The organism is Alteromonas salexigens (genome assembly GCF_025628895.1).
Taxonomy (GTDB): domain Bacteria; phylum Pseudomonadota; class Gammaproteobacteria; order Enterobacterales; family Alteromonadaceae; genus Alteromonas; species Alteromonas salexigens.
The window spans coordinates 137,961-163,320 of sequence record NZ_JAOTJC010000012.1; the positions used below are offsets into that span (position 1 = coordinate 137,961).

A 25,360-nucleotide genomic window follows, 5' to 3' on the forward strand; every position below is an offset into this window, starting at 1 on the left:
ATCAGGCCCCCGTATACCGGCGCAGAAATTCGTCGTGAGCCAGCATTTGTTCCAAAGGTTGCCGTTTGGCGTCATAAACTTTTTTCAAAGTCTCGTTCAGGGTGCCTAGCTTTGGTACATCTGCAACAGGGTGGTAGTCGCGGGGCATCAGTCCCTGACCCATCATCACCTGCACCCAGGAAGAATCTCTAAAAATGTCGCTATTTTCGTTGAAAATGGCAGAAGTTTGTTTGAACGCGTCTATTTTATGTGACAGCCGCTCAGGGATCGCCATGTTTCGCATATCCCGCCAGAAGTCACTGTCATCACGCTCATTTACGTGGTAGTGCAGAATAATAAAGTCGCGAATGGTCTCAAACTCCTGCTTCGACTCCGCGTTGTACAGCGCCACCATGCTGGGCTCAATCCCCTGATTGGGAAACATTTTCATAAGCCGTACTATGCCTGACTGGATCAGGTGAATACTGGTGGACTCCAGCGGCTCAAGAAAACCACTCGAAAGCCCTATGGCAACCACATTTTTGTGCCACTGCTCACGGGCTCGGCCAGTACGAAAACGCAGCTGGCGCGGCGTATCGAGCGCCTCAGTTTCGAGATTGCCCATGAGCGTGTCATGGGCCTTTTCATCGGACAGGTAGTTGCTGGAATAAACAATGCCGTTGCCATTGCGGTGGGTAAGGGGAATTTGCCACTGCCAACCTGAAGGACGAGCAATGCTGCGGGTGTAAGGGGCGGTATTCGCTTTTCTGGCTGACGGTACGGCCAGCGCACGGTCGGCCGGTAACCAGTGACTCCAGTCTTCGTATTCCACGCCCAGCGTTCGTTGGCTTAGCAGAGCACGGCTGCCGGTGCAGTCGATAAACAGGTCGCCCTGAATGGTTTCGCCACTTTTTAACTGCAGCGCAGTGATAAAACCAGATTCGGGATCCTGCTGGACATGTTCAATGAGACCTTCGGTACGCACAACTCCCATCTGTTCGGCTATCTTTCGCAGGAATTGGCCGTACAGGGCAGAGTCAAAATGGTAGGCGTACTGCATTTCGAACATGGGGTTCTGGGTATTAATTTTATTAAATTTACCCTGTTCGCAGCACAGTGCGTTTAAGTCGTAATCCCACAGTGAGGCCGTGGCACCCTGCTGTTTCGCGCGTAACCAGTAATGCTGAAATCCACAAAAACCCAGCGTGGCACCCGGTGCGCCAAAGGTATGCAGGTAGCGTTCACCGGGGACACGCCAGTTTTCGAAACTGATAGCCAGCTTAATCGTGGCATGGGTTTCTCTGAGAAACGCTTTCTCGTCTATTCCCAGTGTCTGGTTAAATGTCTGGATAGGGGGAATAGTGGCTTCACCCACTCCCACGATGCCAATGTCTTCCGATTCAACAAGACGCAGGTTCACGTGTTTTGGTAACACTTTTCGAAGTAGTGACGCCGTCATCCAGCCAGCCGTGCCGCCACCGGCGATGACCACATTTCGAACAGGTTTTTGCATGGAATAATTCCCGGGTATTTCGTTATTGCGGTAACTTTGCTTTTGCCTTTAGTTAAAGTAAAGCCAAAAGCAAAATTAATCGTCAAAATGTACTAATAAAAAGCCCCCGCACAAGGGCAGGGGCTGATCTATTGAGCCTGAGTTGCTTAGTAGAACGAGTAGTTCAGGTTAAGCATATAAGATGGGCCGAACTCCCGACGCAGGGTCACAATGCCATTGCTGTCGATAGTTTCTTCTTTCTCGTCGGTCAGGTTAGTGCCCTGTAATGACACCCGCAGACCTTCCAGATACTCAATACCACTGTCTTCAAAGTCGTAGCTGATTTGTGCATCGACCTGGGTTACCGCATCGCGGGTGGCGGCATCGATCTTGTTCGAGCCCCCACGCTGGTAGGTCAGATACTCAGAACGGTCCGTCGCAGCAACCCGCACTTCAAGGCCGTTCATTTCGTAGTACGCCGTGATTGAGTACACTTCGTCGGACTGGCCCGGAATGGCCGAGCCATCTTCCAGTTCAGCGTCAATGAAGGTGGCCGACGCTGCGATACCAAAACCTTCCAGCGCGTCAGTTAGCATGCTCAGGGGGACGTTAGCAGTTAGCTCAGCCCCTTTAAGTTCGCCTTCCAGGCCGTCTTCGAAGAATGAATAGAAGCCAAAGTCCGGTGGCGTGACCAGATCACCTGCCTCGTACGGTGTATCTTCCGGACCATAGTTACCGTCCGTGTCGATGACGCGGTCATGGAAGCCAGGAATGAAGTAGTTCGCGCCTTCGTTAGTCGGGTCATTGGTGAAGTCGATTAGCTGGTTGCCGTCACGGGTCCAGTTAACCAGATCTTTATAGAACACCGCTACCGATACATAGCCTTCGTCATCGAAGTAATTCTCAAATGAGATATCGAAGTTGTTAGCTTCCAGCGGACGCAGTCTGGGGTTACCCGAGAACTTGGACCAGGGCGAGCCGTATTCTTCCACTGCCGCTTCGGAGTTTGGCGTAGCAATCAGCTCGATGTTTTGATCGAATTTCACAAAGCCTGAGGCTTTCATTTGGTCGATACGGGCGCGGCTGATGGTTTTGCTTGCCGCCAGGCGCAGGAAGCGATTTTCAGCAAGCTCAATGTTCACGTTCACACTGGGCAGGAAGTGGGAATACTCGTCACCATCGGTAATCACACAGTCGGCATCTACCACGCCGTTGCCATCATCATCACACACGGCAAAGTTGTCGCCGACAATACCAATGAAACCGGATGAACTCTGATCGGTTTGTACGTATTGGGCACCTAAGTTACCTGATACCGGGAAGTCACCAATATCGGTATCAAAGTCGACCATGGCATACAGGGTGATAATTTCTTCATCAACTGTATAGGTATCACCCAGACGATCTGGCTCCAGCAGTCCCGCATCGTTCAGGGTGTATTCGCCGTCCTGGTATGGGGCGAATCCGTTATAGGCCACTACCTGACCTAAGCCTGCCCAGCGCAGATCGGCAAGGCCGTTGTACAGGTATTCTGAAGGAATGGAATCAGAATAGGGATAGGCTGACGCAGTCGCAAAGAAGCCTTTGTTATCTTTTGCTTTGAAGCGGTCGCTGTAGTTAATACCCGCGGTAAATTTCGTGACCATGTTCCAGTCGACGTAACCCACAACTTCCAGACGAGTGGTAGTCAGCTCTTCTTCGAAATCGGCGAAGTTCAGGAAGCCGTCCTGGGCATTAAAGTAGCTAAAGGGGTCGCCATTGGCTTGTAGGACATTTGTCGAGAACTGGTCGGCAATATTTGCCATACCGCCACCCCATACCTGCGGGCCGGTAAGCTGTAGCAAACTAGGATCAGAGAAAGCTTCAAGTCCGGTGCTACCCGTGAAGAAAATGCCATCCGGGCTCATTTGAAACTGCCGGGTACCAAATTCATCTGAGCTAAGCGCCCCAGAACGTGCAAGGCCTGCATAAGATTCGCCGCGCAAGTCTCGTTTGCTGGACTCACTGTCTGCCACATCCAGTTCAACTGTCCAGTTGTCGTTCACGTTATAAGTTACGTTCAGGCCAAAGGTTTGCAGTTCACCGTCTTTCTGAGCCGGGTCGGTTCGCAATACCGGGTTCACACCAACCTGGGTGCCGGATGCATTAATGCCGCTGCCGGTGATATTTTCTGCCGCAAAGGGTTCTATGAAGCCGCGGATTACGCCTGAGTCTGAGTAGTCAATATCCAGTGCATCAACAACGATATCCAGATCATCGGTAGGGCGCCACTGAACGATAGCAGACATGGTGTCCCGCTCCAGCTCCCGGCTGATTGCCTGTGTATCCAGGCCGAACGGAGTAATCTGACCGTCCTCGTTGGCGCCGTATCCCCACACACCGTATTTACGTTCATTACGGGGTGACTCGGTGGTCGCCAGTGATACAGCTACACCCAGCGTATCATCTGCAAATTTCTCTACGAACGACAATGCATAGCGTTTGCCTTTGTTATCAAACTCCGGGTTATCGGAATCGTTACCGCCCACTTCATAAACACCGGTCAGTGTGAGTGTTTCCTGAGCAGCCAGCGGGCGAACGGTTTGCAGGTCTACGGTGCCGCCAATACCCTGCACTAACAGAGTGGCATCGGTGGTTTTGTAAATGGTGGCGCCGGTCATGATTTCAGCAGGGTATAGATCGTATTCAACACCCCGGTTATCACCGATACCAATTAATTCACGGCCGTTTAGCGACGTACCGGTAAAGTCTTCCTTGAAACCGCGAACTGAAATACCGGAAGTACGACCGCCTACACGTTCGCCGGCCAGCCCGGGCAACCGTGCCAGTGATTCGGCAATTGAAGAGTCAGGAAGTTTACCAATGTCTTCAGCTGAAATGGCTTCGACAATGGAGGAGTTATCCATCTTGACAGCCTGCGCCCGGATTAACGAGCCCCGGATCCCTTTAACTGCAATAACCTCAACATTTTTGTCGGCGTCTTTTGCGGCGTTGTCGGTGTCTGTTTGCTGTGAAAGTGCGCTGCCTGAATAGATTGCTGAAGACACTGCCAGAGATAGCAGTGCAGGCTTAAATAATTGGTTTCTCTTCATTTTGTGTGCCCTTAATCGACCTTGTGTTAGATGCAACTGGCGTTACATGACATTAACAATAGTGAAACATTGTTCGATAATCAAGCATTTTGCAAAAAAAATCTTAATTGATTAAGTTTCTTGTGCAATGCGGCTTGAGCTGGAAGTTGGAGTGACCGCGGGGGTGTAGCCTTAATGCTTTCAGTCTGGCGTCGCCTGTTGCAAAAATGTTTCGTGCATCAATGCGTTCAAAAGGAGGTCGGGCTTAGGGTGTCCGTCGGAAGGTCATATCCCTGAACGGGTGATTTCTCTGGAGGCGGACCGTGAAAGGTGCCAGAGTAAATTGAGAGATTTGGTCATCACTGCTTTGCTCGAAGGTCACCAGTACGGGCTCCATAACATCCGGGTTGTCCCAGAGCACTTTAAAGCTGTGTTCATTAAACGGCTTGAGCCGGCCTGTGAGTGACGGCATTTTATGACTGTGAAGATAAAGCCCATCTTCATCTTTGATGACAGAGACTTTGCCAAACCAGGTGTCTGCGTAGTGACCCGCGTAAGCACCCAGAGGGAGAGTCACGGTTCCTGAGCCCTGGGGCGGTGTGTTGCGTTCCGAGGTACGTTGTTGCCAGTTACGCTGAAATTCCTGATAGGCGGCAATCCAGTCACGAGGGGCTTGCTCCGGAGCCAGAAAGTGCTGAAGGATAGTTTGCATCACCGCCCCTCGGCTGCCGTAATCAGAGCCATTATTTAATAACACCACACCAAGCTGGTGGTTAGGAACGAAAGCGACAAATGCCTGATAGCCTGACACCGTGCCAGTATGCGAAATTACCTGCTCGCCGAATTGATCGGCTACCCGCCAGCCTAATGCGTAACCAGCATGTCGGGTATCGAACCAGGCTTTATCGGTCCCGGATACCGGCAATGGTGTCACTGGCGTCGTCATGTGTTTTACCGTGTCAGTGGTAAGCACCTGGGTACCGTCAGCGGCTTTGCCCTCTCTCAGCCACATGGCCAGCCAGTTCAGCATGTCGCGGGCGTTACACACGATGCCACCGGCGGGTGTCCAGACAGGAGCATCGGTGTTAATCGCATTTCGGGGGATCGGGTAGGTGCCGCGACGTTCCGTAAATCCGTAACTCTGCGCGACATTGTCGTTGTGGGTATCGGGTAACCTACCGACAAAGCATTGCATTTTCAGCGGGTTAAATATCTCTTCCTGAACCAGTTGGTCCCATGACTGTTCGCCAGCCGCATCGACCACCGCTGCTGCGGTTATATACATAAGGTTGTTGTACGCATAGCGCTGCCGAAATGCGCTTTGCGGTGTTAAAAAGCGCAGGTTGTGGATAATTTCGCGGCGTGAAAATTTACTGGGGGCGGGCCACAGCATGATATCTCCGGCGCCAGAGCCGAGGCCGCTGCGATGGGTGAGCAGGTCGGTCAGGGTAAAGTTTTCAGTTGCGTGTTCGCTGGCCAGAGCAAAGGAGGGCAGGTAAGCCGTGACCTTATCCTGCCAGTGCAGATCGCCACGGTTACTGGCTACAGCCATAGCCGAAGCGGTAAACGCCTTACTGGCCGAGGCCAGCAAGAAGTAAGTATCTGGCGTGACCGGCAATTTATGTTCAAGATCACGGTAGCCGTGCCCTGCCAAATAAATTATCTTATCCTGGTGCAGAATACCGACAGCCATTCCCGGAGTATTAAAGGCTGCCAGAGATTTATCGACGACACCGGCGAGGCGCTGCTCAAAATTGCTACTCTCACTGTCCGCAACAGCGAGTGCCGGAGAAAGAAAAACGCAGGTAAGCAGTGCTACGAGCCATGCATTCTTCTTCGTGAGGCGCGCGCAGATAGCCTGCCTGCTGAATGCATCGAAAGCAAAGCACATCCCGAAGCCGTTTAGCTCATTTTCGCCAGCCAGGACAGCGGCGCGACCCGTAATACCGCCTGCAGCAGTGCCCACGGCCATGCTGGCACGTAACAATTGTCAGGTTCTTTATTAATCGCAGCAACCAGTGCTTTGCAGCCGGTTTGCAGGTCGACAATAAACGGCACGTTTTTCACTTTGGCATTGATGTCAGTGCGAATAAATCCGGGGTGTACCGTGGTCACCTTGATAGGGGTGTTTCTGACGTCTATACGTATGCCCTCGCTTAATGAAGTCAGCGCGGCTTTGGTGGCAGCGTAAACATTGAGGGCACGACGAAAACCACGCACGGCACTGATGGATGACATCGTCACCAAATGGCCAGCATTCTGACGCCGGAATATTGTCATGGCGGCTTCACACTGTGCCAGCGCAGCAACGAAATTGGTTTCGGCAGTCTGACGGTTGGCGTGGAAGTGACCCGTACCTACCGAGGCACCTTTGCCCATACCGGCGTTAACAATTATGCGGTCAAGAGTGCCGAACTCATCCGTAAAGTCCTCGAATGTGCTGAACACTGCGTCGTGGTCGGTTACATCCAGTTCACGTACACTTACGCGAACATTGGGGTTTACGGCTTCGCATTCGTGTTTAACTGACAGCAAATTATCCAGCCGACGGGCACACAAGGCCAGGTCATGGCCTTGTCTGGCAAACTCCCGGGCCATGCCTGCGCCAAGCCCCGAGCTGGCGCCGGTGATAAGAATGGTTTTGCGCATTATGATTTGTCCCAGACCAGCTGCTTGAAATGCTTGCGGCACATTGACTCATAGCGGTCGTTACCACCAATTTCAACCTGATCGCCGCTGGTGACGGCGTGACCGTTTTCATCCAGACGGACTACAAAGCTGGCTTTACGCCCACAGTGACAAACGGTTTTCAGTTCCGATAACTTGTCAGCCCAGGCTAACAAATAATGACTGCCTTCAAAGGTTTCACCCAAAAAGTCAGTGCGCAGGCCATATGCCAGTACGGGGATGTCTAATTCATCCACCACTTCAATAAGCTGTCGTACCTGGACTTTGGTCAGAAACTGCGCTTCATCAATAAAGATACAATCCAGCGGTTGTTTACGATGGTTATCGAATATTGCATCGAACAGATTATCAGTGGGAGTGTATAGGGACGCGTCAGCCTGTAAACCAATGCGAGAACTCACCTTACCTTCGCCATACCGGTTGTCGATGGCCGCAGTGTAAATGATGACCTGCATACCACGTTCGCGGTAGTTGTAGGCGGATTGTAACAGGGACGTGGATTTGCCGGCATTCATTGCCGAATAGTAAAAGTAAAGCTGAGCCATATTATTTTAATTATCTGTGTACCAGGCCAGCAGCTCGCGGGCGGGCATAGGCCGGGCGTAGTAAAAGCCTTGCAGGCAGTTTACACCCATGGCGCGTAACCGCACTGCGTCTTCTGCCGTTTCAATACCCTCTGCGACGGTCAGGCAGTGAAACTCATTGGCAATCATGAGCGTTGCCCGCACGATAGTATCACTGCCTTCTTCGAGTTTCTGCACAAACGCGCGATCAATTTTAATATGATCGAACTGCAAACTGTGCAGTTGCCCCAGCGAAGAAAATCCGGTACCAAAATCGTCAATAGAAATTTGGATATGTCGGGCTTTGATAGCCTGAATTTGTTTCAGCACGTGTTCGGTATTTTCAGCAAACACTGACTCGGTAATTTCCAGGTGCAGTTGTTGCGGACTTAAGCCGCTACCTTCCAGCACCCGATCAAGCGAGCGGATAAAGCTGTCATCCATCAGCTGGCTGACCGATACATTGACGGACACGGCAACGCTGTCGTCAAACTGCCACTGTGCGGCATCGATACACGCGCGGTGCAGTACCCAGTTGCCAATATCATGGATAAGACCCGTGCGTTCGGCGAGCGGAATAAATACATCAGGCGGGATATTGTCGCCTTTAAAATTCCAGCGCAGTAAGGCTTCGGCTGCCCACATGCGTTTGCCGTCCGCATACATAATAGGCTGATAATGCAAAGTAAATTCGTTTTTCTCAATGGCGTAGCGTAGGCCGTCCCGCAGCGACTGCTCGTGGCGCAACGCGGTGTAAATGCCTTCGTTAAAAACACCCACCGAGCCCGGCCCTTTGCGCTTTTGCTCATACATGGTGAGATCGGCTTCCTGTAACAACGCCTGAGCAGTCTCGCCATGCTCCGGAAACAGTGCGATCCCAATAGTGGCATCCAGATTGATATGGTTTTCGTCTAATGTAATAGGAATGGTAATGCCACTGCGTGCCGCATGCGCAACCGCCACCGCGGTGTTTTCAGTGGCGTAGGGCAGCAGTAATACGAACTCGTCGCCTCCCCATCTGGCAAGGTGGTCAGCTTCGCAAAAGCGAGTTAGTCGTGAGGACACTTCCTGCAGCACCCGGTCGCCAACCTGATGGCCAAGGCTGTCGTTTACCTGCTTAAACCCGTCCAGATCAATAAATAATACGGCAATTTTATTGTCCATCTTACGGGCTTTTTTCAATGTACTTTCTAAATGCCGCATAAAGCCACTGCGATTCATGAGGGAGGTGAGCGGGTCGCGGTTAGACAGGCGGTGAATATCGTCGGTGCGCTTGAGAACCTCTTCTTCAAGGTTGGCGTTTGCGTTATCCAGTTTTAAGTTTGATTCTATGAGCTGCTCGTTGATGCGGGCCACCTCCTTGCGCTCGGCCTGCATCTCTTCAAGCAGCGTTTCGTTACTGGCCTTAATATGCAGCGCGTGCCGGAAAAAGTGATTGGCACGCAGTGAATTGATAACGATAGCCACCCAGAAGCACAGCCCCAGATAGCCCAGCAAAGACAGGTTACTGGCACTGACTAAAATAGCCACAAGGGAGATGGGAACGAGCAAAATGGAACAGTAACAGATAACCAGTGGCCGCGAGGGCGACAATACCGTGGCTGAGCCCGCCGCCAGTGCTGACACCACTACCATGGTGCAAGCCAGCTCTACGGTGGTCATGTAATCGAACAGCAATACACTGTAGGCACTGATCACCAGACCAGTGGCGATGGCGCCGGTAGAGAAACGCATGAGAGAAAGTGACGGGTTGTAGTCTTTATCCCGTTCAAACACCTGCCAGTAAAGCACATCACAGGTACGTAAAAACAACACCGCAGAAAGCAGCATCCAGGCTAATTCTTTATTTCGGGTTATCTCAATGGAGGAATCAGTATCGTTGAAACCAAAAGCTAAACCGGTCATGGCCAGAAAGGTGACCGCGATAGCCGTATAAACGTTACCGTAAAGCATGCCAACCAGGTCGCGTTGCATGGCAGGAGTGTGGTTGCGGGGGCCTGCAGGCTGTTTGCTCACTACTAATTCAGTTTATAAGTTATGGTCACAACGTACCGTATCGGCGAAGTTTGTTCAAACACAGCCTTTAGTATAAAGCACAAATAAAAAAGCGGACAGGCTATGTCCGCTTTCATTTACTTATAACGAGCTAATAGCTAGGCAGCATCTTTCTCATCAACTTCTGATGGCATGGTTTCCGATGCCGGTAACAGTTCCATATCAAAAGTAAACTCGTCCACCCGGATAGCCAGTTTCCGCTTCTCATTATAATCGTGCAGCAAGTCCGCTTCTTTGGCATCAATGACACCCTTTTCCTGCAACTTGTTCAGTGCGTTTTCGAACGAAATGAACGGAATAACCGGCTCCTGACGCAATGCTGTTTGCACTTTCTTCAACAAGTGGGCCACGGCATGCTTCGCTTTAAACGCCTGCTCGTTGATGTCATTACCGTCGCCTGCCACCGGACGAACCAGGTGGGTCAGTTGTGCTTTAACACTGTTATCCTGCATTGCCGCCATCGACAGCTCGCGAACCAGATCGTCGCTGATAGCCGGCGTGCTGTTAGAATAGGTGTTAGTTAATACTCGCATCAGCGCACGGGTCGGCGCATTCGGGAAGTTATTAACAAAATCTACCAGCGCTTTTTCGGCTTGCTGTAATGACCACTGCATGGCGTATTCAAAGTACGGTAGTGCCAACTGACGGTCTTCAATGCGTTGCTCGTAGAAACGAATTGCCGCCATTGCGCCGTACAGATAACTCATAATGTCACCCAGACGGGCACTGAGTAGCTCAGCTTTTTTCAGATCGCCACCCAAAACTGCTAACGACAAGTCAGCCAGCGGTGCCAGTTTGGCAGCCATGCTATTCATGCGTTTTTCATATTTCTTCACTTCAGGCAGTGATGACCCTGCATCACGCATGAAGGGCAGGTAACTTTGCCCCAGGCTGCGGAACGCATTTTTCACACTGAACCCAATGGTTTTCTTCAGAACTTTGTTAAATTCTTTGTCTGCGCTGCTCTCATCACTGTGAATAAGATCAACCATCTCTTTCAGATAAGGGTGGCAACGCATTGCGCCTTGGCCGAATATCATCAGGTTACGGGTCAGGATATTCGCGCCTTCCACGGTAATTGCAATAGGCAGTGCTGAGTAGCCACTCGCCAGCGTGTTTTGTGGGCCACGCTGAATCGCCTTACCGGCTTGTACGTCCATAGCCGTATTCATTACGTCGCGGCCAAGCTCGGTCATGTGGTACTTGGCGATTGCCGTCACGACCGACGGTTTAACACCCAGGCCGAGACCTTCGGTGGTTAACACCCGCATTGCTTCCAGCAGGAATGTTTTGCCGGCGATGTCCGCCACCTGGCTCTGGATCCCTTCGAAACGCCCGATGGGTAAGCCAAATTGTTCGCGCACAAACGAGTATTCAGCGGTGCTTTTAAGCGCTGACTGCGCCGTCGCCACGCCCATCGCAGGTAACGAAATACCGCGGCCTGCGCCCAGGCAGCTCACCAGCATTTGCCAGCCGCGTCCAATATTCTTCTGACCGCCAATGATAAAGTCCATCGGAATGAACACATCCTGACCACGAGTAGTTCCGTTATAAAAACGCACGCCCATTGGGTCATGACGGTTACCCAGCTCTACACCGGGGTGGGATTTAGGTAACAGGGCACAAGTGATACCCAGTTCCAGTTTATCGCCAAGTAGTTGGTCTGGATCGAACACTTTAAATGCTAGACCCAGCACAGTGGCAATAGGCGCTAGTGTAATGTAACGCTTATCCCAGGTTACGCGCAGTCCAACGACTTCTTCACCGTTCCATTGTCCTTTAGTCACAATGGCGGCATCCGGAATCGCGCCTGCATCGGACCCAGCTTCCGGACTGGTTAATGCAAAACAGGGGATATCCCGGCCATCGGCCAGGCGGGGCAGCCAGTAGTCTTGCTGCGCTGTGGTGCCGTAATGCATCAACAGTTCGCCCGGACCTAATGAGTTAGGCACCATGACGGTGACCGCAATAGCGCCGCTTTTTGCCGCGATGGTCGCCACAATCGTGCTGTTCGCGTAGGGGCTGAACTCAAGGCCACCGAACTTCTTCGGAATAATCATTGAGAAGAAGCGATTCTTACCCAGAAAATCCAGAATATCCTGGGGAATATGGTCGCCATTGCCGAGTTCGAAATCGTCGATCATGGACAATAATTCGGTTACCGGGCCGTCCATAAACGCCTGTTCGTCGGCGCTCAGGGTTGCTTTAGGAATGGCGCGCAGGGCATGCATGTCTGGCTTGCCCTGATAAATAGAGGCCTCAAGCCACACATCACCCGCATCGAGCGCTTCTTGCTCGGTTACTGAAATTGGGGGTAGGACTTTTTTCAGGCTAGTTCTGATACTCATATAAAACTCATCCGCTCATCTGACCAGTTGCTTGAGTTAATACTACCGCACTTGTAGAAAAGATCAAATGATCTGTCATCAGAGGGTTATCAATTACCTGTCTAGGCAGGCATACAAAGGCCGCATTTACGTAATATAGATTGGATCTGAGTGCAGCAATGGGATTAAGCTACCCACTAATAAAACAGAGCCAAGGACGTATATTCATGCAGCCTCGTCACGGTTGGATTTCCACAGTACTTACACATCCCAGAAAACTGCTGGTGTTCTTTTTAATCATTTGGGGGGCGTTGGGCGCTGGGGTAACACAGTTGGTGTTTAATGGCGACTACCGGGTGTACTTTGAAAACGATGACCCGCATAAGGTAGCGTTCGAGGCAATCCAGACTGACTTTAACAAAAGCGAAAACCTTTCTTTTCTCATCGTGCCAGAATCAGGCACTGTTTATCAGCCGGAAACATTTCGTTTGCTTTATCAGCTGACTGAGGCTGCGTGGCAGACGCCACTCTCTAACCGTGTCGAATCGTTAGCGAATTATCAATACAGTTATGCGGACAATGATGATTTGGTGGTTACTGACTTAATAGGCGCTGATGCCGTCTCCGACAACGATATTGCCTGGGTGCGACGGGCTGCCACCAGTACGCCTGAAGTTGCCGGACGCCTGATAGCTGACGATGGCCGGGCTGCCATGGTGAATGTGACCGTGCAATTACCTGATGGCGATCCCACCGCAGCCGTAAGCCGAATTACCGCCTTTGCACGTACATTGCAGAAGGAATACAGCACGCAATTTCCCAATCATACAATCATGCTCACTGGTGTGGTGGTATTGAACAACGCGTTTTCAGAAGCGGCACAACGGGATGCCAGTACCTTGATACCCCTTATGTTCGTTATTATTGCGGCTATGCTGGCGGTGCTTGTTCGGTCGGTGTTTGCAGCATTTGCAACCTTGCTTGTGGTTTTTGCATCTATCGGTATGACCATGGGCCTGGCCGGATGGGCGGGATTATATCTGAGTACCGCAACGGTAAACGTCCCGACGTTGGTTACCACACTCGCCGTAGCAGACTGTATACATATTATTGTGACCACCCGCCTGATGCTCCAGGGTGGTATGGAAAAGGCGACGGCACTACAGGCTGCGGTCAGACAAAATCTTAAACCTATCCTTATTACCAGTATCACCACGGCCATAGGTTTTTTAATGTTGAATTTTGCGGCCGTCCCGGTGCTGGCGGATCTGGGCAACCTAACCGCTCTGGGCGTTATGATAGCCTGTGTGTTGTCGCTAACCGTATTACCTGTGCTGCTGCTTTTGATGCCCTTCAAGCGTCCTCGGGCCAGCCAGAAAACAGCGGGCTTCTTTGACACGACAGGAAAGCTGGTGGTACGCCACCACCGCCGCATTTTGCCCTATTCAGCGCTTCTTATGGTGCTCGCTGTAGTGTATGCATTTAACAACACACTGAACGATGTAGTAGTGGATTACTTTGATTCATCGACCACCTTCCGCCAGGCAGTAGACACCAAATCAGACTACATGGGCGGCATGGCTACCATCAACTTTGTAGTGGATACAGAAGAAGAGTATGGCATCGCTAATCCAGCGACCCTGCAGAAAATTGCGGTATTTACCCGGTGGCTGCGGGATCGCGATGAGGTCAATCATGTACTGAGTTTTTCCGATACGCAAAAACGCCTTAATCAAAACATGAACAACGATGATCCAAATGCGTATTCTTTACCTAGAGAACAGGATCTTGCGTCACAATACATGCTGCTCTATGAGATGTCGTTGCCCTACGGTCTGGACTTAAATAACCAGATTAATATGGACAAATCGGCACTGAGACTGGTGGTCAGTCTGGATAATTTGGGGAGCAAAGAGTTAATCAGCCTGGAGCAGGAAGCCCGCAAGTTTTTTAAAAAACTGGCACCTGAGTTAACACTTCGGGCTGCTAGCCCGGCGCTGATGTTTGCCCACATAGGCGAACGCAACATGCAGAGTATGGTTGCAGGCACACTGCTTGCATTGGTGTTGATCTCATTTTTAATTGTATTTGCGTTGAGGTCGTGGCGGTTGGGCCTGGTGAGCTTGCTTACCAACCTGATACCCGCGGCGGTAGGATTTGGGATATGGGGGCTAATCTCAGGAGAGATTAATATGGCGCTGTCGGTGGTCTTGAGTATGACACTGGGTATTATCGTCGATGATAGCGTACACTTTCTAACCAAGTACCAGGCCGCGCGGCAATCAGGAAAGGATGCCGCCGCCGCAGTTCGACATACGTTCAGTACAGTGGGAGTAGCGCTGGCCACCACCACTGTGGTGTTATCAGCAGGATTTGCTGTACTGATACTGTCGTCATTTTTACTTAACGCGGATATGGGGTTGCTTACAGTCATAATTATTGTGGCTGCACTTATTATTGATTTGCTTTTTCTACCCGCTTTTCTTATGTGGCTGGATAACCAGGCAAGTCAACACAAACAAGGAGACTTTACATGACAGGTCGATCACGTTTATTGCTGCCACTGCTGGCAGTGTGGGGAATGTTGCTGGCAGGCTCCGCGCACGCAGATGCAGCGTCGGAAGAAGCCGGCCTCAAAGTAGCTAAAGAGCGTAAAGCCAGAGATCAGGGCTGGGATAACTCCGTAGCAGAAACGCTGATGATATTGCGCAATGCACAGGGCCAGGAGTCCACCCGGGATATGCGGGTTAAAACTCTGGAAGTAGACGGCGACGGGGACAAAGCGCTGACCATTTTTGATTCACCCAGAGATGTAAGCGGAACGGCATTTTTGAGTATCTCCCATACCACCGACGCAGACGAGCAATGGATTTACCTGCCCGCACTAAAACGCGTGAAGCGTATTGCTTCCCGCAATAAATCTGGCCCGTTCATGGCCAGTGAATTTGCGTTCGAAGATCTGACGTCCTTTGAGGTAGAAAAGTACAGCTATGATTTGCTACGCGAAGAAACCTATGAGGAAATGCCGGTATATGTGCTGGAGCAGAAGCCGCAAGACGAATTTTCCGGGTATTCGCGGCAGGTGTTATGGATCGATAAACAACATTACCGGGTCCACAGAGTCGACTTTTACGACAAAAAAGGCGAACTCCTGAAGACGCTGGAATTTGAAGATTACAAGTTGTTCAAGGACACTTACTGGCGGCCGATGACGAGCCTGATGTACAATGTCCAGACACGAAAGTCTACAGACTTAATCACTAAGTCTCTTGAATTTGGAGTAGGTCTGGAAGACTCAGACTTTGATAAAAACAGCCTACGGAGAGCACGTTAACCTGTGATTTCAATACGACTATTATCTGCCAGTCTGGTACTCGCCAGTGCGGGCGCTTCCGCCAGTGTTGATATCAGCGGAAGTGCGGGTGTTGAAGCCCGCTATTTCTTCCAGGAAGCCGCCTATCAGCATCAGGACCGGGCTCAGCAATCACTGTTCGTTGAACCGGAATTTTACACAGAGTGGAATGACGGCACTGACAGTGTTCTTTTTCGCCCTTTTGCTCGCGTGGATAGTGCTGATAGTGAGCGCTCACATATCGATATCAGAGAGTTACAGTGGCTGCATTTGGCAGACACCTGGGAGACCCGTGTCGGGGTAGGGAAGGTATTCTGGGGGCAAACTGAATCGTTGCACCTGGTAGACATAATAAACCAGACCGACGGTGTGGAAGGCGTGGACGGCGAGGACAAACTCGGCCAGCCCATGATCAATTATCGTACGTTCGGTGATTGGGGAACGTTGTCGGCCTATGTATTGCCGTACTTCCGTGAGCGAACATTCCCCGGCGAAGACGGCAGACTGAGACCACCCCTGCCAATTGATGGCGATGCTGCTATTTATGAGTCGGGTGCGGAGGAGCACCATGTTGATTACGCGCTACGCTGGCAAAAATCTATGGGCGACTGGGAAGTGGGTCTGAGTTGGTTCGACGGCACCAGTCGTGAACCCGAATTGATCGCACCTGGCGTTACGCCGGATGAGCTGAAAGACGTGGCACCGGTAATTGGCCCCAACGGTGAGCCTGTTATCGTCCCCTATTACGCGCAGATAAATCAGTTCGGTGTGGACTTACTGAAGGTTCAGGGTGCCTGGTTACTCAAGTTTGAAGGTATCTATCGCACTGGTCAGTCAGAAGACTTTACCGCTATGGTGGCCGGATTCGAGCGCACCAGTGTGGGCGTGTTTGGTACGCAATATGACCTCGGCCTGCTGGTGGAATATCAGTACGATGAACGAGACGATAATTTCTTTGCCACCGGTCAAAACGATATTATGGCGGGCGTGCGCTGGAATCTGAATGATATTGATGGCACAGAAGTATTAGCCGGTGTCATTCAGGATCTTGACGAAAGTGACACCTATAGCGCATTTATTGAAGCATCCAGTAGAATGACAGATGCGTGGCGGTGGCGGCTTGATGGCTATTTCTTCTCATCGAATAATCCTACAGAGACTTATTATTTTGTGCGACGAGATGACCACGTGCAATTTACACTCGAATACTTTTTCTGACAGAGATAATAATGAAAAAAATAACTGCAGTTTTGTGCCTGTGTCTGGCGGGGCTTCCCGCCGTCGCCACGGAGAAAATGTATGGTATTGCCGGAGGCAGTTTTACTGACCTGGAATACAGCCAACAGGGCGAGAAGGGCGCTGGCTTTACTCTCGCTGTGGGTCATCAGTTTCATCCGCAGTGGTACGTAGAGGCTGGCTATAACCAACTTATCGATGAAACTACAGACACCGGAGACCTGAAGGGTGATGCATTGTATCTTGCGCTGTTGGGCAAGGCGGGGAATCATACCGGCGAGTTATTTTATAAGCTTGGTATTATGAATGTGGCCATGCAGGGTAGCGAGTTACCTGTTGAAGGGAATTGTGCACTAGGCGAGTTAAGCAGCGATGGAGCATGCGCTTTTGATGAAAGCGGTTTAGCCGGCGTGGTCGGTCTGGGATTCGACTATCACTTAGGGCTTCGTTCCATGCTGCGGGTAGAATACAACTATGTGGGCGGGGAAAACGACCTGCAAGCACATACTGTTAACCTGGCAATACGTTATAACTTTAACTAACCAGCGGGCGGTTGAGTAATCTAAATCGTGACACGGCTGGTACAAAGACCAAAGTAGTTAAAAAGGGACACGACATCCATGCAAAATGAACTGGACAGTAAGTTTCTGCTGCGCGTATTTGACAAAATCCGTCAGTTTGGTGAAAAGAAAGACGATAAGTACCTGCTTGGTGGTATCACTGCCTTTACAGATTTGGACGGTTATACGTTGTTTGTGGAAGACCCGCAGGTAAAACTTTCGTTCGGCTTTCATAATCAATATCACTTTGATTATGAAGATAAAGAACATTACGAAAAGTTTGAGAAAAAGCTGAAACAAATCGACAAAGAGTATTAACTGGTTGTAGTGCAGGTGCACACAACCAAACAGCATTACAGCATTCTGTTTTAATCCATAAGTGGGTACTTACACCCAGCTGCGCTCGCCCTGACCAAGCTTACGACCTCTCATGTAAACTGCCGGTGCGCGCGCTGTTCCACTGCTCGATAATCGCACCCTGGTATGTGTCTGGTCACCTCTCCAACAGGAGATGGGGCTGTGGCTAGGCGAACGTCCCACAACTCGTTACAATAGCCAAAAACATGCAGGACACGTATTTTGGCAGCAGCAATTAAAGCCCCTCCGTTCAAACTTGCCTATCTCGGCCCCAAATACTGGGGGATCTGGTTAGGTGTCTTACTGTTAAACCTGATCATACTACTGCCGCTGCCGATCATCCGGCTAGTAGGAGGTGGTACAGGCAAACTCATCGCCCGGCTGGCCCCGAAGCGTGCGAAGGTTGCCCGCCGCAATATAGAACTGTGTTACCCCGAAATGTCAGAGCAGCAAAAAGACCAGCTGGTGCGCGAAAATGTCCGCCGCACTGGTATGGCATTGTTTGAGATGGCCATGGGGTGGTGGTGGCCTGCGGGTAGGGTGAAACGTCATTTCCATGTGGAAGGGTACGAACATGTAGAGGCAGCCCTGGCACAAGGCAAAGGGATCCTCGGCATGGCGCTACACAATATGAACCTGGAGTTTGCGTGCCGGGGATTTGGCTATACCCATCCCAGTGTGGGCTTTTATCGCAAGCACAATAACCCGCTGATGGATTACCTGCAGTATCATGGCCGTAATCGCTCGAATAAATATATGATCCATAAGCGAAATGCGAAGGCGTTGCTGGCAGCGCTGGATGAGCAGGAACTGTGCTTATACTTACCGGATCAGGACTATGGTCGAAACCAGAGCATGTTTGTGCCATTCGGTGGCGTGAAAGACACCGCCACAACCACCGCCACCTTAATGTTTATGCGTCGGGCAAATTGTGTCCCTATGATTTTTACGTCTCAGTACACTGCAGGTGGCTACAAAGTTAAAATTTATCCGCCGCTCGATAACCTGGCTGATATGGACGATGAAGCCGCGCTGACCAAGCTGAATGCAGAGATCGCAAAGGTAATCAAAGAGCAACCGGAGAGCTATTTGTGGATGCATAAACGGTTTAAAACCCGGCCTGATCCTGACTCACCGTCACTTTATGACTAGCGGAATGGCTCGTCCGATACGAGTTGTATGTGGTCGCGGTTTAGAAATATACTGGAATAGCAGTATTTTTATTATTAACGGATAAGCGGTATGGCAAAAAAAGGATTCTCCAGCTCTTTGTTTTGGGCAAAGCATATAGGTCTGGCATTGGCCCTGGTGATTATTGCTGGCGTGGTCATCACATTGCAAAGAGAAATGGCGTCGGAACCGGTGCCGGAGGGAGAAACCAAGTCCAAGTCAGTGGCTTCAGGATTATCAGATTTTTACCGTGAATTTCGCATGTCTTCCACCGATCCCATTCTCGAAGAAATTGGCGATTTTGTGCTAAGTATTGGTGATTCGGAAGAAAGTCTGGATGAGCGGCTTGCCGGGATGTCCAGTCAGAATCGTCCGGTCAACCGTGGCTGGACCGGAGAACACAAATTCCGAACATTTAGCGCCGGTAATACGTTGCGTGATGCGATCTCGTCCTACGCTCAGCAAGAGGGCATGCAAGTTATCTGGGACTTAGATCAGGACTTTGTCATTAAGGATCAGTTCCAGATTGATAATACGGTAGCCGGCTCGCTGGCGAAAATAGCCAGCGCAATTGACAGTAATTTTGAGGGCGAAGTAAAAGCCTATCTGTGCCCACAGCAGCGTTCACTGGTGCTCACTGCCAGTGACAGCCCGTTTATTAAGGCAAACTGCTCGCTGGTGCGGGCTGGCTAAGCGGCTCACCACTTCCATTCAAGAAGTCAGCCGGAGCTGGTGCCCAATACATCATGCCAGATGGCAGACACTTCGCTTCGCAACGCGGTCAGTTCTTCACTTTGTTGCGCATATTTATTGTCGGCTAACGTAAGCTGATGATACTGGTTACGCAGCTCAAGGTACGCGTGCTGTAACTTCCCGGCCTGCTGGGCTGTCAGTAAACCGGCTGCCGCCACACTATCTATAAGCCGGAGGTTGTCAGTATATACGGTGAGCGTTTCTGTAGAATGGGCGTGAGCCAGCACCCAGTACTGGGTAAGAAACTCAATGTCAGTAATCCCGCCTTCGCACTGTTTTAAATCAATTTCATCAACGCTTCCTGATAATAAATGCTCCCGCATTTTGTAGCGCATAGTCACCACATCCTGTTGTAACTGGTCAAGATCGCGGCGACGGGTAAGAATTTCGTTGCGCACCTCGTTAAACGCGGCCAACAGGTTCGAGTCGCCTACGATAGCCCGGGCCCGCACCAGCGCCTGGTGCTCCCAGGTCCACGCCTCCTCGCGCTGATAGACCGCGAACCCATCAACGTGGCAGCAAAGCAAGCCAGACTTTCCTGACGGGCGTAAGCGCAGATCGGTTTCATACAGTTGACCAAACAGGGTGGTGGTATTTAGCAGATGCATAATCCGCTGCGCCAGCTTGATATAAAACTGCTGGGCTTCAATGGACTTTTTGCCATTGGTGACAGAATCACGGGGGGCGTTATGCAAAAATACCAGGTCGAGATCGGAACCATAACCCAGCTCAAAGCCGCCCAGCTTCCCGTACCCTATGACGGCGAATCCCTTGGTATCGGCGTCGAGGTGGCCAGGTACCCCATAGCGAACTGCAATTTGTTTCCATGCTGCGTTCACTACACTGGCCAGGATGACTTCTGCCAGCACCGTTAGTTTGTCGCTGACATTCGGAATTGGCAGTGAGCCACTGATATCGCTTGCGGCAATACGTAACTGCTGACATAACTTAAACTGGCGCCATGCATCCATCATCATTTCCACGTCGTCGGGCTCAATGCGTAATAACGACTCGCGAAGTTCCTGCTGATATTCCCGTTGACTGCTGGCAATGTCGGTATTCTGTTGCTTCAGGTACATCGGCGTCAGCAACTCGTCTAACAATAGCGGGAAACGCTGAATTTCGCTGGCGATCCACTCACTGCGTTCACATAATTTAATCAGCTGGCGCAGCACATCAGGGTTTTCCAGCAACAGGTCGAGGTAGGTCGTACGGCCGGTGATGGCGTTAATCACCCCCAGGACTCTGGCTAGCACCTGCCGGATATTATTCACATGGCAATCCAGCAGAATATACAACAGTTCAGGCATCAAGCGGTTCAGGGTATCCTCACCACGCTGCCCGATGCGATAGCCAGGTAACTGGTCGCGGAAATTAACCAGCATGGTAAAGAGCAGGGCGGCATCCTCTCCGTCCAGTTCACCGGCCAGCAGCGCCACAAACTCCTCAGCATCAAGGGTCAGGTTCCATGCATCACGACACACGGCAAACCGTTCGTCGGAGTCGGTGTGCGATTCATGGGTTTCTTCTACCAATTCATTGAACTGCTGGTGGATCCGTTCCATCACCTCAGCCAGTTCTTCCTGAAAAGCCGCATAGCTCTCACATTCCATTACATGGGCGAGGATCTGCTGCGCCCACTCATCATCTGGCAGGGTCTGAGTTTGCCCATCCTGCCACTGTTGCAGGGTGTGCTCTACTTTACGCAGGTAAAGGTAGTCCTGCTTCATCTGCGATGTACTCTGGGTATCCACAATTTCGAGATCTGCCAGGGCATCCAGCGTAGCCAGTAAGTTTTTTTGTCTGAGCTCCGGTTCGCGGCCGCCGTGAATCAGCTGGAAGCTTTGTGCGAAAAACTCCACTTCCCGGATCCCGCCAGCCCCAAGCTTGATATTGCCGGACAAACGACGGCGGCGAATTTCAGTGGCAATCAATTGCTTCATGTCACGCAGGGCATCGATGGTGGTGAAATCCAGATAGCGACGAAACGTAAACGGCCGCAAAATTGCCTGCAAGTCGTCAAAGTACGGCGAATTTGTATCATTGATGACACGGGCTTTGACCATGGCAAATCGCTCCCAGTGCCGGCCCTGTTCCTGATAATAATCTTCCAGCGCCGCAAAATGCATTGCCAACGGACCACTTTCACCGAATGGTCGCAGGCGCATATCCACGCGATACACCTGACCATCGACAGTAATCTTATTCAGGCTGTTAATTAACTTTTGCGCCAGGCGGGTAAAAAACTGCTGGTTTTCGATGGGCTTTTTGCCGCCTTCGGTTTCGCCTTTGTGAGGGTAGGCGAAAATCAAATCGATATCTGAAGAAAAGTTAAGTTCATTACCGCCGAGTTTCCCCATAGCGAGGATAAACATGGGTTGTTCACCATGCTCACCCATTGGCGTGCCGTGTTTAACGGCAAGTAACGTGTAGAGTCGCTGGTAGGCAACGTTTATTAGACTTTCAGCCAGCTTCGACACCTGCTGCAAGGAAATCTCTACAGTCTGCCTATTGGTGACATCCAACACGGCGATAGTGAGCATCATCGCGTTTCGGGTATCGCGCAATACTTTTGCCAATGCGTCTTCGCTATCTGCTTTTTCACAGGCGCCCTGCACGGTGTGAGCAATGTAATCACCGGTCAGTGAGTGGGGGGTGCACTGTAGTGCACTCACTAACCACTCGGGGTGCCGGATACTTTGCTCGGCTATGAATTCCGAGAGGCCAAACACGGTTTTAGCTTGCTCCTCGCTGACGTTGTGAAGCACATCGTCACTGGCAGCATCACAAAACCGCTCCCAGAACTGAGTGGCGTGTTGCTCAATCAAACTATTATTTTGTGCGGGTGTAGGCATAATACAGGTACGCAATGTAGATAACTGACATGCAGAGTCTGTCACACTTCAAATGGGCACTCCAGCATACTGTCAGCGTCTTAAAGGGAGAATATACGGTGGAAGCGTTAGTAAAGTTGGTACCCCTGTCCCACGAGTTGTGGGTGTACCTGGCAATCGATTTGGCTTTGGCATTAGTGCTTCTGGTCATCATGAAGTGGCTTACGGGCTTATTGCGAAAGAGTTCGGTCACCGAGGAACTCGGGGTAAAAGACAATTTTGCCTTCGGGATCAGTATTGCCGGCGGTATGTTGTCGCTGTGTATTGTGCTTAGTTCAGTCGTAGGCCGACATATTGGACAGGGCTATGAAGATGCTGCTGTGGGCATGCTTACATTCGGCGTAGTGGGGATAATACTGGTTAAGTTTGGCCGTTTTGCCCATGACAAGCTGGTACTGAACCGGGTTGACACGGTCGCCATGATTTCTGACCGGAGCGTGAGTATAGCGCTGGTGGACGCAGCCAGTCTGGTGGCCAGCGCCATTATTCTGCGTAGTATGATGTTATGGGTAGACGGCAGTAATATGAATGCCATTATCGCGATATGTACCGGGTTTACCGTGGTGCTGACCATTCTGTTGGTAATGACCCGTCTCTATGAGGCACGATTTGCACGCTACAACCAGAATGACTCGTTTCAGGGCGCGCTGGAAAAAGGCCAGTTAGCGCTGGCCATTGAGCATGCCGGAAACTTATTGGGCACGGCGATGATGGTCTCTGTCGCTAAAAACCTCATTGAATACAACCCGGATGGGTATGTGTCAAATGTGACCGGTTGGCTGATAGTGAGCGTCTGTCTTGCCATCGCGTTACACTTGATTATTATGGTAAGTAAGAAAGTGATCCTGTTTGGCATGAATTACCGCCAGGAGGTTGACCAGCAACATAACGTGGGGGTGGCGTGCCTGGGGCTGACACTCAGCATAGGCATAGCCATGATTGTTAATGGCGTACTGAGTTAAGTAATACTGAATTTAAGAGAGGCGCCTACAGGTGAGTGAACCGGGCGCTCTCGCAACGAATGTCTTCCGGCAAGGGCCCTTTGCCGTTCACTAACTGCTCTTTTTGTCGACGGCTGAAGCGCTTCACCTGATATTCCAGTTTCATCGCTGCACGCTTATCCGTTACTTCAAATACCGCGCGATAAATCAGCGGCGATTTTCCTTTCAGTGCCTTGGCACCACCTGGCTTCTCGCCCCGGTGCTGCGCTATTCTGCGCTTTGGATCGCAAGTTATTCCGGTGTAGAACTGACCCAAGCGATTTTCAATAATGTAGATATACCAAGAGGAGGGTGCTGATTCCTCATTTTCGGCGTTGGCTGTTATACTAGCTGACAAAATGGACGTTCCCGACACAGCGATATCTTTATGATTTTACCAGATTTTAGCAAAGCAAAAATTCTCGTAGTGGGCGATTTAATGTTAGATCGCTATTGGACTGGCGGCGCAGGCCGGATTTCTCCGGAAGCGCCGGTGCCCGTGGTCAACGTAAAAAGCACTGAAGACAGGCCTGGCGGTGCCGCCAATGTGGCCATTAATGCAGCCGCGCTGGGAGCCAAAGTCACCCTGATTGGTTTATGCGGTAAAGACGATAATGCCAGGATCTTGCGACAAAAGTTGGAATCGTTCGATATTGACTGCCAGTTCCACGAGGCAGAGGATAAAGAAACCACCACCAAGCTGCGGGTAATGAGCCGGAATCAGCAATTGCTGCGCATGGACTTTGAGTCAAGCTTCGCCGATACCAATAAGGATGCGCTCGAAGCCTCTTTTGAAAAAGCGTTGGCACAGGCCGATGTGGTAATTCTGTCAGATTATAACAAGGGCTGTCTGGCCACGCCGCAGAAGCTCATTAGCAAGGCTCGCGAGGCCAAGAAAACCGTGATTGTGGATCCCAAAGGCACGGACTTTGAAAAATATCAGAATGCCACATTAATCACCCCCAATATGGAAGAGCTTGCCGCCGTCACCGGCGAGTCAAAAGACGAAGCTGAGCTGGTCAGCCATGCCCATGCTATGCGTGAGCAGTTAAAGCTAAGTGCATTGTTACTGACCCGCTCAGAGCAGGGCATGACCTTGTTTGAAAAAGGGCAGGATGAATTTCATCTGCCAGCGAAAGCCAAAGAGGTTTACGATGTCACCGGTGCCGGCGACACCGTGGTGTCAACATTAGCCGTCGGTGTGGCCTGCGGCCTGCCGGTTCAGGCCGCCTGTGTGCTGGCCAACCTGGCCGCCAGCGTGGTGGTAGGTAAACTGGGTACTTCCACGGTGACGAACACTGAGCTGGCGCTGGCGTTAGGTGAGCAGTCGCTGCACCTTGACGGCGGCGTAATGAGCGAAGAGCAATTAGTTATGGCGCTGCAGTCTGCCCGCACCCGCGGTGAGAAAATCGTTATGACTAACGGCTGCTTCGACATTCTTCACGCCGGCCATGTGTCCTACCTTAAAGAAGCCGCCGACCTGGGCGACCGCTTGATTGTGGCGGTGAATACAGATGAGTCGGTCACCCAGCTGAAAGGGCCGGGCCGGCCCATCAATAACGCGGCGCGCAGAATGGCCGTGCTGGCCGGATTAAGTTCGGTAGACTGGGTGGTGCCGTTCTCAGAAGACACCCCCCGGCGGCTTATTGCCCGCTTATTGCCCGACGTGCTGGTAAAAGGTGGCGACTACAAGCTGGAAGCCATTGCCGGTGCCAAAGAAGTGCTGGATAACGGCGGCGACGTGAAGGTGCTGAATTTTGAAGATGGCGTTTCGACTACCGGTATCATCGACAGCATCGTCAACCGGGATGTGAAAAAAGCCTGATCACACCATGAACGCATTACGTCCAATGGATTCGTCCATCTCTGAAAAGGGGAGGGCG

The 25,360-nt window shown here is 51.2% G+C and carries 18 protein-coding genes; 9 read left to right on the top strand and 9 right to left on the bottom strand.

Annotation, left to right across the window (positions count from 1 at the left end):
• Position 1 precedes the first annotated feature (1 nt).
• The 7 genes from OCL06_RS13440 to OCL06_RS13470 form a co-directional block, all read right to left on the bottom strand.
• Positions 2-1,492 (bottom strand): tryptophan halogenase family protein, encoded by a 1,491-nt coding sequence (locus tag OCL06_RS13440; RefSeq protein WP_262995413.1) that lies wholly within the window; start codon positions 1,490-1,492, stop codon positions 2-4.
• Positions 1,493-1,638: 146 nt separating this feature from the next.
• Entirely contained in the window at positions 1,639-4,563 is a 2,925-nt protein-coding gene (locus tag OCL06_RS13445) for a TonB-dependent receptor (protein ID WP_262995414.1), read from the bottom strand.
• Between the two features lie 244 nt (positions 4,564-4,807).
• A complete protein-coding gene (locus OCL06_RS13450; RefSeq protein ID WP_262995415.1) occupies positions 4,808-6,514 on the bottom strand; it encodes a serine hydrolase in 1,707 nt (568 codons plus the stop codon).
• On the bottom strand, positions 6,445-7,191 hold the full coding sequence (locus tag OCL06_RS13455; RefSeq protein ID WP_262995416.1) for an SDR family oxidoreductase: 747 nt from the start codon (positions 7,189-7,191) through the stop codon (positions 6,445-6,447). The genes OCL06_RS13450 and OCL06_RS13455 overlap by 70 nt, the downstream gene beginning before the upstream one ends.
• Positions 7,191-7,775, bottom strand: coding sequence for a thymidine kinase (locus OCL06_RS13460; RefSeq protein ID WP_262995417.1), 585 nt, complete (start codon positions 7,773-7,775; stop codon positions 7,191-7,193). The genes OCL06_RS13455 and OCL06_RS13460 overlap by 1 nt, the downstream gene beginning before the upstream one ends.
• Positions 7,776-7,781: 6 nt before the next feature.
• The gene (locus OCL06_RS13465) at positions 7,782-9,809 is read right to left on the bottom strand and encodes a putative bifunctional diguanylate cyclase/phosphodiesterase (RefSeq protein ID WP_262995418.1); all 2,028 of its coding nucleotides are present in this window, start codon (positions 9,807-9,809) and stop codon (positions 7,782-7,784) included.
• Positions 9,810-9,946: 137 nt separating this feature from the next.
• On the bottom strand, positions 9,947-12,196 hold the full coding sequence (locus tag OCL06_RS13470; RefSeq protein ID WP_262995420.1) for an acyl-CoA dehydrogenase: 2,250 nt from the start codon (positions 12,194-12,196) through the stop codon (positions 9,947-9,949).
• Positions 12,197-12,402: 206 nt separating this feature from the next.
• Between OCL06_RS13470 and OCL06_RS13475 the strand changes: the two genes are divergently transcribed.
• From OCL06_RS13475 to OCL06_RS13505, 7 genes are all read left to right on the top strand, one after another.
• Entirely contained in the window at positions 12,403-14,712 is a 2,310-nt protein-coding gene (locus OCL06_RS13475) for an efflux RND transporter permease subunit (protein ID WP_262995421.1), read from the top strand.
• Positions 14,709-15,509, top strand: coding sequence for an outer membrane lipoprotein-sorting protein (locus OCL06_RS13480; protein WP_262995422.1), 801 nt, complete (start codon positions 14,709-14,711; stop codon positions 15,507-15,509). Before OCL06_RS13475 ends, OCL06_RS13480 begins: the two co-directional genes overlap by 4 nt.
• Before the next feature lie 3 nt (positions 15,510-15,512).
• Positions 15,513-16,745 carry a hypothetical protein gene (locus OCL06_RS13485; RefSeq protein ID WP_308446014.1) on the top strand — a complete coding sequence of 411 codons (1,233 nt, stop codon included), beginning with the start codon at positions 15,513-15,515 and terminating at the stop codon, positions 16,743-16,745.
• An 11-nt stretch (positions 16,746-16,756) separates the two neighbouring features.
• Positions 16,757-17,305: an outer membrane beta-barrel protein gene (locus tag OCL06_RS13490; protein ID WP_262995423.1), complete on the top strand. Its 549-nt coding sequence runs from the start codon at positions 16,757-16,759 to the stop codon at positions 17,303-17,305.
• A gap of 78 nt (positions 17,306-17,383) precedes the next feature.
• The gene (locus OCL06_RS13495; RefSeq protein ID WP_262995424.1) at positions 17,384-17,641 is read left to right on the top strand and encodes a DUF3081 domain-containing protein; all 258 of its coding nucleotides are present in this window, start codon (positions 17,384-17,386) and stop codon (positions 17,639-17,641) included.
• Between the two features lie 261 nt (positions 17,642-17,902).
• The gene (lpxL, locus tag OCL06_RS13500) at positions 17,903-18,832 is read left to right on the top strand and encodes an LpxL/LpxP family Kdo(2)-lipid IV(A) lauroyl/palmitoleoyl acyltransferase (protein ID WP_262995425.1); all 930 of its coding nucleotides are present in this window, start codon (positions 17,903-17,905) and stop codon (positions 18,830-18,832) included.
• 90 nt (positions 18,833-18,922) lie between these two features.
• A complete protein-coding gene (locus tag OCL06_RS13505) occupies positions 18,923-19,543 on the top strand; it encodes a TcpQ domain-containing protein (protein WP_262995426.1) in 621 nt (206 codons plus the stop codon).
• A 26-nt stretch (positions 19,544-19,569) separates the two neighbouring features.
• Here OCL06_RS13505 and glnE read toward each other — a convergent pair whose 3' ends face one another.
• Complete coding sequence (glnE, locus tag OCL06_RS13510) at positions 19,570-22,458, bottom strand: bifunctional [glutamate--ammonia ligase]-adenylyl-L-tyrosine phosphorylase/[glutamate--ammonia-ligase] adenylyltransferase (protein WP_262995785.1); 2,889 nt, start codon at positions 22,456-22,458, stop codon at positions 19,570-19,572.
• Positions 22,459-22,556: 98 nt separating this feature from the next.
• On the opposite strand from glnE, the gene OCL06_RS13515 reads away from it, so the two are divergent.
• Positions 22,557-23,459: a DUF350 domain-containing protein gene (locus tag OCL06_RS13515; RefSeq protein WP_262995428.1), complete on the top strand. Its 903-nt coding sequence runs from the start codon at positions 22,557-22,559 to the stop codon at positions 23,457-23,459.
• Between the two features lie 25 nt (positions 23,460-23,484).
• Here the strand turns inward: OCL06_RS13515 and OCL06_RS13520 are convergent, their stop codons facing one another.
• On the bottom strand, positions 23,485-23,835 hold the full coding sequence (locus OCL06_RS13520; RefSeq protein ID WP_262995430.1) for a GIY-YIG nuclease family protein: 351 nt from the start codon (positions 23,833-23,835) through the stop codon (positions 23,485-23,487).
• Between the two features lie 30 nt (positions 23,836-23,865).
• Between OCL06_RS13520 and hldE the strand changes: the two genes are divergently transcribed.
• Complete coding sequence (gene hldE, locus OCL06_RS13525; RefSeq protein ID WP_262995432.1) at positions 23,866-25,302, top strand: bifunctional D-glycero-beta-D-manno-heptose-7-phosphate kinase/D-glycero-beta-D-manno-heptose 1-phosphate adenylyltransferase HldE; 1,437 nt, start codon at positions 23,866-23,868, stop codon at positions 25,300-25,302.
• Positions 25,303-25,360: the final 58 nt, after the last annotated feature.